The sequence below is a fragment of the Flavobacterium ginsengisoli genome (assembly GCF_029625315.1).
GTDB classification, from domain to species: domain Bacteria; phylum Bacteroidota; class Bacteroidia; order Flavobacteriales; family Flavobacteriaceae; genus Flavobacterium; species Flavobacterium ginsengisoli.
Genome location: NZ_CP121110.1, coordinates 5,103,721 through 5,116,255, shown reverse-complemented (window position 1 = coordinate 5,116,255; position 12,535 = coordinate 5,103,721). Strand labels below are relative to the sequence as shown.

General features: G+C 34.4%; 9 protein-coding genes, 1 tRNA gene and 1 pseudogene. 3 read left to right on the top strand and 8 right to left on the bottom strand.

Features of this window, described 5'->3' with window-relative positions:
• Positions 1–100: 100 nt before the first annotated feature.
• From P5P87_RS24350 to P5P87_RS24335, 4 genes are all read right to left on the bottom strand, one after another.
• Positions 101–174: transfer RNA gene (locus tag P5P87_RS24350), tRNA-His, on the bottom strand.
• A gap of 79 nt (positions 175–253) precedes the next feature.
• The gene (gene bshB1, locus P5P87_RS24345) at positions 254–970 is read right to left on the bottom strand and encodes a bacillithiol biosynthesis deacetylase BshB1 (RefSeq protein WP_278020900.1); all 717 of its coding nucleotides are present in this window, start codon (positions 968–970) and stop codon (positions 254–256) included.
• Between the two features lie 104 nt (positions 971–1,074).
• Positions 1,075–2,145 carry a chorismate-binding protein gene (locus P5P87_RS24340; RefSeq protein ID WP_278020899.1) on the bottom strand — a complete coding sequence of 357 codons (1,071 nt, stop codon included), beginning with the start codon at positions 2,143–2,145 and terminating at the stop codon, positions 1,075–1,077.
• Positions 2,146–2,147: 2 nt separating this feature from the next.
• Positions 2,148–2,579, bottom strand: a complete 432-nt coding sequence (locus tag P5P87_RS24335) for a PaaI family thioesterase (protein ID WP_012026684.1) — start codon at positions 2,577–2,579, stop codon at positions 2,148–2,150.
• Between the two features lie 312 nt (positions 2,580–2,891).
• Between P5P87_RS24335 and P5P87_RS24330 the strand changes: the two genes are divergently transcribed.
• Together P5P87_RS24330 and purL are read left to right on the top strand one after the other, a co-directional pair.
• A complete protein-coding gene (locus tag P5P87_RS24330) occupies positions 2,892–4,403 on the top strand; it encodes a hypothetical protein (RefSeq protein WP_278020898.1) in 1,512 nt (503 codons plus the stop codon).
• A gap of 531 nt (positions 4,404–4,934) precedes the next feature.
• Positions 4,935–8,588, top strand: a pseudogene (gene purL, locus P5P87_RS24325) (phosphoribosylformylglycinamidine synthase).
• 184 nt (positions 8,589–8,772) lie between these two features.
• Here the strand turns inward: purL and hypE are convergent.
• Genes hypE through hypA form a run of 4 tightly spaced genes read right to left on the bottom strand, consistent with a single transcriptional unit; the run spans position 8,773 to position 11,243 of the window.
• The gene (gene hypE, locus P5P87_RS24320; RefSeq protein ID WP_278020897.1) at positions 8,773–9,783 is read right to left on the bottom strand and encodes a hydrogenase expression/formation protein HypE; all 1,011 of its coding nucleotides are present in this window, start codon (positions 9,781–9,783) and stop codon (positions 8,773–8,775) included.
• Position 9,784: 1 nt separating this feature from the next.
• Positions 9,785–10,024, bottom strand: coding sequence for a HypC/HybG/HupF family hydrogenase formation chaperone (locus P5P87_RS24315; RefSeq protein ID WP_278020896.1), 240 nt, complete (start codon positions 10,022–10,024; stop codon positions 9,785–9,787).
• 5 nt (positions 10,025–10,029) lie between these two features.
• A complete protein-coding gene (gene hypB, locus P5P87_RS24310) occupies positions 10,030–10,893 on the bottom strand; it encodes a hydrogenase nickel incorporation protein HypB (RefSeq protein ID WP_278020895.1) in 864 nt (287 codons plus the stop codon).
• 8 nt (positions 10,894–10,901) lie between these two features.
• Positions 10,902–11,243, bottom strand: a complete 342-nt coding sequence (gene hypA, locus P5P87_RS24305; RefSeq protein ID WP_278020894.1) for a hydrogenase maturation nickel metallochaperone HypA — start codon at positions 11,241–11,243, stop codon at positions 10,902–10,904.
• A gap of 162 nt (positions 11,244–11,405) precedes the next feature.
• Here hypA and P5P87_RS24300 point away from each other — a divergent pair, with 162 nt between their 5' ends.
• A complete protein-coding gene (locus P5P87_RS24300) occupies positions 11,406–12,533 on the top strand; it encodes a hydrogenase small subunit (protein ID WP_278020893.1) in 1,128 nt (375 codons plus the stop codon).
• The last annotated feature ends 2 nt before the right edge of the window (positions 12,534–12,535 follow it).

The window sequence follows — 12,535 nt, the reverse complement described above, 5'->3', positions numbered from 1 at the left end:
AACATCAAGTTGAGACACTTTGATATTTGGATTTTAAACATTTGAAAGTTTTGTCTTTTAAACTAAAAAAGCCTTGAATTTCTTCAAGGCTTTCTTTCTGGGTGGCTGACCGGGTTCGAACCGGCGACCCGCGGCACCACAAACCGCTACTCTAACCAGCTGAGCTACAACCACCATTTTTCTGCTTAGCGAGTGCAAATATAGAACAAAGGTTGAGTTCTACAAAGAAAAAAATGAAAAATTTTCATAAAAATTATATCAAATTTTCTAAGCTATTGACTGCCAAACATCTTTCAACTGTAAAACCTTCTGCAAAATCTTTCCCAACTAGTCTTCCTAAGTCCTGCGCGCGGTAATTTAGACTTTCAAAAAAGTTTTTACTTGTAATTGGTGTTGCAGGTTCTTTTGAATTCGGATCGTAAAATTGGGTTTTATAAGCAGAAATCGCTTCTACTTTCTTTTTTTCAAATCCTGTAATATCTACAACAAAATCTGGAATAATATTTTTCCATTGAATATAATGATAAACAATTTTAGGTCTCCACGCTTCTTGCTGTACTCCATCAATCGAAGTTTCAATTTTCATTAATCCCGAAAGAAAGCAAGAATCAGAAACTAGTTTGCTTCCTTTTCCATGATCAATATGGCGATCGTCTATTGCATTGCACAATACAATTTCAGGTTTGTATTTACGTATCATTTTTATGACTTCTAATTGATGTTTTTCATCATTCACAAAAAAGCCATCGCGCATTGCTAAATTTTCGCGTACTAAAACACCTAAAATCTTAGCCGCATCTTTTGCCTCCTGATCTCTAATTTCTGCAGTTCCACGTGTTCCTAATTCACCACGTGTTAAATCTACAATGCCTACTTTTTTCCCAAGGGAAACTTCTTTTAAAATTGTTCCAGCACAACCTAATTCTACATCGTCTGGATGTGCACCAAATGCTAATATATCTAGTTTCATTTTCTCTTTTTGTTTGTTTTGTTTCAAGTTTAGCCACAGTCGCAATATTAAGTCTCAGTAACTGAAAACTGTGACTTTGACTGAAAACTCATAATTCATAACTTCTAACTCCTAACTTTCAAGACTCTTTTCATCGTCATTGATTTATTGACGCTTTCTTCCCATTCTTTTTCCGGAACGCTTTCTCTTGTAATTCCGCAACCCATATATAAAATTGCTTTTTCTTCCTGAATCTGCATGCATCGTAAATTTACAAATAAATCAGAACTTGCTTGAGCTTCTCCAAAAGTGCTGTTCAATTCACCTAGAAAACCTGTGTAAAAAGTTCTATCATAATTTTCGTTTTCAATAATAAATCCTTTCGATTTCTTTTTTGGAAGTCCGCAAACGGCTGGAGTTGGATGCAACGTATCGATTACTTCTTCTAAAGTCGAATTATCTTTTAAAACTCCAGAAATATCGGTTTTTATATGCCAAATAGATCCTGCTTTTAAACTATAAGGTTCAGAAACCACAACCGAAGCTGTAAATTCTCGAAGCCTTTTTACAATAAAATCAGTTACAAATTGTCGCTCGTCTTTTTCTTTTTGTCGCCAAATAATTTTAGTTTCCTGATTGTCTTTTTGCGTTCCTGCCAAAGCCATCGTTTCAAAAACATTTCCGTTTGCTTTTAGCAGTTTTTCTGGAGTCGCTCCCATCCACAAACCAATTTTAGGATGAAAGAAACAATAACAAAAAGTTGCTGGATACAATTGAACCAAGTGCTGAAACGTTTCAATAAAATCAAATTTAGATAAAGGCACTTCTTCGTTTCGCGATAAAACGACTTTTTTGAATTCTTCGTTTTTTATCGCTTGAATTCCTTGTGCTACCAAATATTCGTATTGAAACTTAGCTTCAGAATCAAAATTTAAATCGTCAATCTCGATTGGTTCAAATGAAGCTGGATCTTTGTGGACAGAAATAATTTCTGATTCATTTTCAGGAATCAAGACTAGTTGTTTTTCATCAAAAGAAGCAAAAACAAATCCTTTTTCACTGTAATCAGAAACATTGTATAATGTATTATTTTGCTGTAAAATCCCAACATAGCTTTCTGTATTGGGTTTTGAATAAAGTACAAAGGGTAAATTTTGTTCTTTATGATTTTTAATTTTTAAGAAAAATGAATTCATATTTATTCGCTTTTCTTTCTATCCAAAACCATATTCGTCAATTTGCAAAGCGAAACCAGATTTCCCTCTTCATCAGTAATTTTGATTTCCCAAAGATGAAGACTTCTTCCTTTGTGAATAATTCTGGCTGTTCCAAAAACATAACCTTCACGAATGCTTTTTAGATGATTTGCCGAAATCTCGATACCTCTTACCTCCTGTTCTTTCGGATTGATAAAAAAGAAAGAAGCCGCACTCCCGACACTTTCTGCCAAAGCAACAGAAGCGCCTCCATGCAACAATCCCATTGGCTGATGAACACTTGGATTTACAGGCATTTTTGCAGTTAAAAAATCTTCTCCGGCGTCTATATATTCTATTTTTAACGTTTCCATCAATGTGTTTTTAGAAAACTCATTGCAGCGCGCCAAAATCTGCTCTTTTGTATAATTCATTAAAATAAACTTTAAAATCGTAAAATTAAAGAAAGATAAGACATAAATCTAAAATCCGATCCTAAATTTAAAATTCAACTTCAAACGTGTAGGTTTTTTGTTATTTTTACAAAAACAATCAAAATCAATCTTTGGCTAGAAATTATTTTATTTGCCACAGATTGCACAGATTAAAGGGATTTTAAAAGTATAGCCACGAATTACACAAATTTCAGCGAATTATATTTCAATTTAATTTAAGAAAATTCACGGAATTTGTGGCAAAAAAATCTTTTTAATCCTTTAATCTGTGGCAAAAAAAAACTTTTTTAAATGCGTCAACACTTTACACTTTTAATCTTCGGAATCATTCTTGCTTTCAGTTCTTGTCGAACTGATTTTGATACCATTACTAGTTCTGGAGATTTAAAGTTTTCAAAAGACACCGTTTATTTGGATACTGTTTTTAAAAATATTGGTTCAAGCACTTACCAATTAAAAGTCTACAACCAAAGCAAAAAAGACATTTCGATTCCGATTGTACAATTTAAAAAAGGCTTGAATTCTAAATACAGAATGACTGTTGATGGAATGTTGGGCAACAACGGTAAGATTTTTCAAAATGTTACACTTTTAGCAAAAGACAGTTTGTACATTTTTATAGAAACAACTGCAGATATTACAGATGCCAATCCTGATGATTTTTTATATACTGACCAAATTCAGTTTGACAGCGGAGCCAATTTGCAAGAAGTTGCTTTGGTTACTTTAATTCAAGATGCTGTTTTTTTATATCCGAACCAAAATCCTGACGGAACCAAAGAAAAAATTAAAATTGACGGCAAAGATGTTGATGGGTTCTATTTGAGCGAAAATGATCCCATAAACGGAAACGAGCTTCTTTTTACAAACGAAAAACCATACGTCATTTATGGATATGCTGGAGTTCCAGAAAACAAAACCATAACTTTTGAAGCTGGTGCAAGAATTCATTTTCATGCCAATTCTGGTTTGTATGTTGGTAAAAATGCTTCTCTAGAAATTAACGGAAAAACTTCTACGACAAACAAACTCGAAAATGAAGTTATTTTTGAAGGCGACCGTTTAGAATCACTTTATTCTGACATCCCTGGGCAATGGAAATCGGTTATTTTTGAAAAAGGAAGCGCGAATCATTCTATCAATCATTTGACTTTAAAAAATGCGATTGTAGGCTTAGATTTCAGAAGTTCATTAAATCCTATTTCGATCAAAAACACACAAGTTTACAATTGCGTTGAATACGGAATTTTAGCTCAAAACGAACAAATTACTGGAGAAAACATTGTTATAAATCGTGCTGGAATAGCAAGTTTATCTTGCATCTATGGCGGAAATTATAGTTTTGCACACTGTACTTTTAATAATAATTGGTCAGGCAGTTCTCCGTTTGCAGTAAATTTAAGCAACTCTTTGGCAGGAGCAACTCCAGAAACCAATCCGCTTACTCAGGCTACTTTCAATAATTGCATTATTTATGGTTCAGCTACAAACGAATTAAATTTAGATAAAAATGCAAAAGCCACATTTGTTTATCAATTCAATAATTGTTTATTGAAATTTAGCAACTCAACAACCAATCCTAATTACCAATTCAAAACCGATACAGAACATTACACGAACATTATTCTAAATGAAAATCCTAAGTTTTATAATGCTTCTGAAAATAAATTCAATATTGATAAAACTTCTGCCGCTTTCGCTAAAGGGAATCAGGCCTATATCATTACAACAGATATTTTAGGAATTACAAGAACTTCGCCGCCTGACTTGGGTGCTTATCAGAATCAGGATTTCCCTAAATAATGGTTTTGCCACGAAGGCGCTAAGGCGCAAAGTATTTTTATAAAGCATCCATGCAGTTTGTCATTTCGACGGAGGAGAAATCTTCGCGAGTAACTCCGCGAAGAGAATCCAATCTTTGTCGAGCTTCTTGTGAAGATTTCTCCTCCGTCGAAATGACAAAACACACTTAAAGCTAAGAAAATTACCACAATTAACTTTTAATTAAAATCATTTTTTCAAAATTTATACTTTTTCTTCATTTCCAGATTTCGTAATTTTTGCAAATCCATTCATTTAAAGACATTAAACTTATGAACTTTAAATTTTGATTTTTTTCTTCTAAAAGTTTAATATTACAGAACATATCAAAAAAGAAATTTTACTAAATCATTAAATTTCACCAAATACCTAAACCTCTTGATTTTGCGTCTTTTTGGTAGAAAAAATGCAAGAAAAAAGCAATTTCATTTTTTTTGAAAAGAGATCGTTTCCAAATTTGCGCTTACTATTTATTTACATTAAATTTGCGACTCAATACAACAAACTACACAAATGATCCATTTCTTTGAAAACCAAAGCAAAACTGTTTTTGCCGTACAAACGCAAAACGAAATTTCAGCTCAAGACATTTCAAAATTAAACTGGCTTTTTGCCGACGCAAACAAGATCGAAAAATCTGCATTGACAGGATTTTTTGTTGGTCCACGCGCCACTATGATCACACCTTGGAGTACAAATGCTGTAGAAATTACTCAAAACATGGGGATTTCTGGCATTATCAGAATTGAAGAATTTCATCCTGCAACGGAAGATTTTACTGATTTTGATCCAATGCTTTCTCAAAAATTCAACGAATTAGATCAAGAAATCTTCACTATCAACATTCAACCGGAACCAATTCTGGAAATTGATGATATTGCGACTTATAACAAAGTTGAAGGTTTAGCTTTAAGCGAAGAAGAAGTTGATTATTTAAATAATCTTTCGACTAAACTAGGAAGAAAATTAACTGATTCTGAAATTTTTGCTTTTTCTCAAGCGAATTCAGAACACTGCCGTCACAAAATCTTCAACGGAACTTTTGTAATTGACGGTGAAGAAAAAGAAACTTCTCTTTTCAAATTAATCAAAAAAACATCTCAGGAAAATCCTAACGATATTGTGTCTGCTTACAAAGACAATGTTGCTTTTGTAAAAGGACCAAAAGTGCAAGAATTTGCTCCAAAATCGGCAGACAAACCTGATTTTTACGAAATAAAAGAATTCGATTCGGTTATCTCATTAAAAGCCGAAACACACAATTTCCCAACAACAGTTGAGCCTTTCAACGGAGCAGCGACAGGATCTGGAGGAGAAATTCGTGACCGTTTAGCTGGAGGACAAGGATCTTTGCCATTAGCTGGAACTGCGGTTTATATGACTTCATATTCTCGTTTGAAAGAAGATAGAAAATGGGAAAATGCAGTTGAAGAAAGAAAATGGTTGTACCAAACGCCAATGGATATTTTGATCAAAGCTTCAAACGGAGCTTCTGATTTCGGAAATAAATTTGGTCAGCCGTTAATTACAGGTTCTGTTTTAACTTTCGAACACGAAGAAGAAAACAGAAAAATTGGTTACGATAAAGTAATCATGCAAGCGGGTGGAATTGGATACGGAAAACTAGATCAATCAATTAAAAAGAAACCACAAGAAGGCGATAAAATCGTAATTCTTGGAGGTGAAAATTATAGAATTGGAATGGGTGGTGCTGCAGTTTCTTCTGCAGATACAGGAGCTTTCGGTTCAGGAATTGAGTTGAATGCAATTCAGCGTTCAAATCCAGAAATGCAAAAACGTGCTTGCAAATGCAATTCGTGGTTTAGTAGAAAGTGACAATAACCCAATTGTTTCTATTCACGATCACGGAGCTGGTGGACACTTAAACTGTCTTTCTGAATTGGTTGAAGAAACTGGAGGTTTGATCGATTTAGATAAATTGCCTGTTGGAGATCCTACTCTTTCTGCAAAAGAAATTATCGGTAACGAATCTCAGGAAAGAATGGGATTGGTTATCGGTCAAAAAGATATTGATACGTTGCAAAGAATTGCCGACAGAGAGCGTTCGCCAATGTATCAGGTTGGGGATGTAACGGGAGATCACCGTTTTACATTCGAATCAAAATCAAATGGTTCAAAACCGATGGATTATGCTTTAGAAGATTTCTTCGGAAGTTCTCCAAAAACGGTTATGACAGACAAAACTATCGATAGAAAATATGCTGATGTAGCTTATTCAGCAAATGACTTCGAAAGTTATTTAAAAGACGTTTTACGTTTAGAAGCAGTTGCTTCAAAAGACTGGTTAACTAATAAAGTAGACCGTTGCGTTGGAGGAAAAGTGGCAAAACAGCAAAATGCAGGTCCGTTACAATTGCCTTTAAATAATGTTGGAGTTATGGCTCTAGATTATTTAGGTAAAGAAGGTATTGCAACTTCTATTGGGCACGCTCCTATCGCTGCTTTGATTGATCCTGTTGCTGGATCTAGAAATGCTATTGCAGAATCGTTATCAAACTTAGTTTGGGCTCCAATAATCAATGGTTTAAAAGGAGTTTCATTATCTGCAAACTGGATGTGGGCTTGTAAAAACGAAGGCGAAGACGCTCGTTTATATGATGCTGTACAAGGTTGTTCAGATTTTGCAATTGAATTGGGAATCAATATTCCGACAGGAAAAGATTCACTTTCAATGAAACAAAAATATCCAAACGATGAAGTAATTGCGCCGGAACGGTTATTATTTCAGTCGCTGGAAACTGTACAGATATTAAAAAAGTAGTAGAACCTGTTTTACAGAAAAACGGAGATTCTATCTATTATATTAATTTATCTCAAGATGATTTCAAACTTGGAGGTTCATCTTTTGCACAAATCAGAAACACAATCGGAAACGAAACTTCTACCATTAAAGATGCTTCTTTCTTCAAAAATGCATTTAATACAATCCAAGATTTAATTGGAGAAAACCAAATTTTAGCAGGTCACGATATTGGAAGCGGTGGTTTAATTACTACTTTATTAGAATTGTGTTTTGCTGATGTGAATTTGGGAGCAAAAATTGATTTCAGCGCTTTCGCGGAAAAAGACTTGTTGAAAATCCTTTTCGCAGAAAACATCGGAATTGTATTCCAAGCTAAATCAGATTCTGCTGTTGAAGCTAAATTGAAAGCTAATAATATTGAATTCTTCAAAATTGGTTCTGTAACTTCTACAGCAACTTTAGAAATTGCAGATTATAAATTAGACATTCCAACTTATAGAGACGTTTGGTTCGAAACTTCTTATTTATTAGATCAAAAACAATCTAAAAACGGAAGAGCTCAGGCACGTTTCGAAAACTATAAAAATCAGGTTTTAAATTATACTTTCCCTGCACATTTCACAGGAAAAAAACCAGAAATCGACAATTCTAAACCAAGACCAAAAGCGGCTATTATTCGTGAGAAAGGAAGTAATTCTGAGCGTGAAATGGCAAACGCGATGTACTTGGCAGGTTTTGATGTAAAAGACGTTCACATGACAGACTTAATCTCTGGTCGTGAAACGCTTGAAGATATTCAGTTTATTGGAGCAGTTGGAGGATTCTCTAATTCTGACGTTTTAGGTTCTGCTAAAGGTTGGGCCGGAGCGTTCTTATACAACGAAAAAGCAAAAACAGCTTTAGATAATTTCTTCAAAAGAGAAGATACTTTATCTGTCGGAATCTGTAACGGTTGCCAATTGTTTATGGAATTAGAAGTAATTAATCCAGAGCATGAAGTTCACGGAAAAATGCACCATAACGAAAGCCAGAAACACGAAAGTATCTTTACATCTGTAAAAGTTCAAGAAAACAACTCTGTTATGTTGTCTACATTAGCGGGAAGCACTTTAGGAGTTTGGGTTTCTCATGGAGAAGGTAAATTTAAATTACCTTATGCAGAAGATCAATACAACATTGTTTCTAAATATGCTTACGAAGGTTATCCTGCAAACCCTAACGGTTCTGATTACAACACGGCTATGATGTGCGATAAAACAGGAAGACATTTAGTAATGATGCCTCATATTGAGCGTTCGACTTTCCAATGGAACTGGGCACATTATCCAAAAGACAGAAATGACGAGGTTTCTCCTTGGCACGAAGCTTTTGTTAACGCCAGAAAATGGATTGAGAAAAACTAAAAATATATTTTTACTAAAAGCGCCCGATAATTCGGGCGTTTTTTTTTGCCACAGATTACACAGATTAACACAGATTTTTTTCTAATAAAAGAAATCATCATAATCCTTTTAATCTGTGGCTATAAAAAATAACTTGTGTAATTGCTTCGTCTATTCACTATCGCTCAGGTCGTGGCAAAAAAAATTAACAAATTCGTGGCAACTGTTCTCCCACTAAAGGGTTTACCACTCTTTTGCCTCCAAAAGCACTTTCAATAATTATTTTTGAAGGATGTTCAGCAGTGACAAAACCAATTTCTGATGCTTTTGGATTTGCTTTTTGCAAAATTCTCAATACCTCATCTTTAATTTCTGGCGCAGCAACGCAAACAAAAATCCCTTCATTGGCAACATAAAGCGGATCTAATCCTAATAATTCACAAGCGCTTTTTACCTGATTTTCTACTTTTATATTCTCTTCTAAAAGTGAAATTCCTAAATTAATTTCTGCCGATATTTCATGTAAAACTGAAGCCAATCCGCCACGAGTAGCATCTCTTAAAAAATGAATTTTATCTCCAAATTGTGTTATTAAATCTACAACTGTATGGTTTAAATTTGTTGTATCGCTTAAAATATCGCTGTCGAATTCTAATCCTTCACGTTCTGACATAATTGCCATTCCGTGCGAAGCTATTGCTCCATTTATGATTATAACATCATTCTCCTTAATATTTTGAGCTTTAATATTCGCTTTTTCATGAATAACTCCAATTCCAGAAGTATTGATATAAATTTTATCTCCTTTTCCTCTTTCTACAACTTTTGTGTCTCCAGTAACGATTTTGACATTTGCCTTATCAGCAGCTTTTTTTACTGATTTAATGATTTGAATAAATTCTTCCAAACCGAAACCTTCTTCTATAATTAAAGCAAGTGAAAGATATTTAGGAACTGCACCACACATCGCAAGATCATTTACAGTACCATTTACAGCTAACTCGCCAATATTACCACCTTTAAAAAATATAGGCGAAATGACATAGCTGTCTGTAGAAAATGCTAAACTGCCTTGTACGTCTAAAAATGCACCATCATGGCGAACTTCTAAAACATCATTCTTTAAAATTTTAAAAATCACTTCATTCAGCAATTTTGTCATATGTTCACCACCACTGCCATGATGCAAATGAATTACTTCACTATTTTTTTCCATTTCACTCAATTAAATCTTCACCCATTTCCTTAAGAACCTCCATTGTTCGTTTAGCCTCATCTTCGTCAATAATTCCAATGGCAGCGCCCACATGAACTAACAAATAATCTCCAATTTTAGCCTCTGGAACGAGAGCTAAATTTACTTCTTTAATAATACCCTCAAATGATACTTTTCCTATTCTAAAAGTTTCGTCAAGTTCTACTGTAACTTTTTCTAAACGGCCGGAACTGCTAAACACATATACTATTGTTTTATAGATTGAGACAAAAAATCGTACCAAGCCGACAATCCTTCTCCTGACGTTGCTGAAACTTCAAAAAAGATTAAGTTCGGATTGACTTTTTTCGCATATTCTTTTAATTTTTCTAAATCGAATTTCAGATAAGGCAGTAAATCAATCTTATTAATAATACAAATTTGCGATCCCGAAAACATGTCAGGATATTTTAGTGGCTTATCTTCTCCTTCGGTAACCGATATAATGACAATACGTTTTAATTCGCCAAGATCAAACATTGCAGGACAAACTAAATTCCCAACATTTTCAATCATTAATACAGAATCTGAAACAGGTTTTAGCTCTTTAACGGCTTTTGCTATCATTTCGCTATCCAGATGACAGCCTTTTCCTGTATTAATTTGCAATACAGGAACATTCAATTTATGAATTCTATCTGCATCATTTGTTGTCTGCTGATCCCCCTCGATTACAGAAAAAGCCATTTTGTTTTTCAAATCTGAAATTGTTCTTTCTAATAAAGATGTTTTCCCAGAACCCGGAGAACTAACTAGATTTATAGAGAAAATATTCAATGCTTCAAAAAAGCCTCTGTTTCTTTCGGCAGTAAGCTGATTTTTAAATAAAATATCTTTCTCCAACTGTACTATATTAACTTCATGAGAATGCGAATTCCCATAATTATGGTCATGCTGATGGTCATGATTGTCATGGTCATGGTCATGATCAGAATGGTGTTCATGATGATGATCTTCGTGATGATGGCGATGAAAATGTCCAGAATGATAATGAGAGTAGGAATTTTTATCTCCTATTTTAGTAAACCTAATTTCGTTTTCATCAGAACTGCAACCGCAAGTGGTACACATAATTAAATTTATTTAATGATTATTTTCTTTATTTTCAACTCTTTTCCTGTTATGATTTCTTTAAAAGGACTGTTACAATTTGGACAACTGTCAAAACTTTTTTCGATTTGGAATTTCGTTTCACATTCAGCGCATTTTGCTCTTCCTTCAGGTTCTTCTATAAACAATTTTGCATCTCTTAAAACGGTTCCGTTTATGCATTGCGGCCAGATAAAATGAAAAGAACTCATTTCAATGCCAGATAATTTTCCTATTTGCAAGTAAATCTCTAAGGCTTTGTTTCCTCCTATTTTATCTACCTCTTGTTTAGCAATTTTTACGATTGAAGTAACTATAGAAAGTTCATGCATAACTTATCTGTTCTTTAAAATATATTTCAATTTCGCAAGGTATCAACAAAAGAAATCCCAAAAACTGATATTTATCACATTCATAGCAACAATATTTAGATAATTTTAAAATCCTTTTAAACACACAAAAAGTCTTTTTATCTATAATTTAAAACATAACGGATGGAGGAAAAAAACAAAGAAAACGAAACCTATTACAATAGTATTGAAAGACAAGGTTACAACAGAAGGGATTTCTTAAAGTTTGTAGCTTATATTGGAGCCTACATGGGCGTTCAAAGTTCGGCAATTGGCCAGATAGCCAAAGCGCTAGAAACTACTCCGCGTTTGCCTGTAATTTGGGAGCATTTTCAGGAATGTACCTGCTGCAGTGAATCCTTCATTCGTTCTGACCATCCTATTGTTGCAGATATTATCCTAGACAAAATTTCTTTAGACTATACTTTGACATTAATGGCCGCATCTGGTCATCAGGCTGAAGCGGCTAAAAAAGCTACTATGGAAAAATATAAAGGAGAATACATCCTTTGCGTTGAAGGTTCTATTCCGATGGGAGCTGATGGAAACTATTGCTGTATTGGCGGCCGAAGTGCTGTAGATATTCTTAAAGAATCTGCAGCAGGAGCAAAAGCTATTATTGCTTGGGGAAGCTGTGCTACATCTGGTTGCGTACAAGCCGCAAAACCAAACCCTACCGGAGCTGTGCCAATTCATAAAATCATAACAGACAAACCTATTATAAATGTTCCTGGCTGTCCTCCTATAGGCGAAGTAATGGCCGGAATTATTGTGCATGTGGTAGCATTTGGAAAACTGCCTGAATTAGACAGTTCTGGACGTCCAAAAGCTTTTTATTCAAAAAGAGTTCATGACAGCTGTTACCGCAGACCTTACTTTGATGCGGGATTATTTGCAGAAAATTTTGATGATGAAAATGCGAAGAAAGGTTATTGCTTATACAAAGTAGGTCGCAAAGGGCCAAGCACTTATAATGCTTGCGGCAATATGAAATGGAATGGCGGTGTTAGTTATCCTATACAATCTGGTCACGGCTGCATTGGTTGCAGTGCTAAAGATTTTTGGGATGCAGGAAGTTTTTATTCCAGAGATGCAGCTGTAAGCCCTGGCAATATTGAAGCTAATGCAGATACTCTGGGAAAAATTGCTCTTGGAGGCGTAGCCGCAGGAATTGGAGTTCATGCTATCCTTTCGAATGTATCGAAAAGAAAAGAGCTTAATCAGAGAATTAATCAAGGAACTGAAAACGAAAAACACTTAGAGGATTTATAATC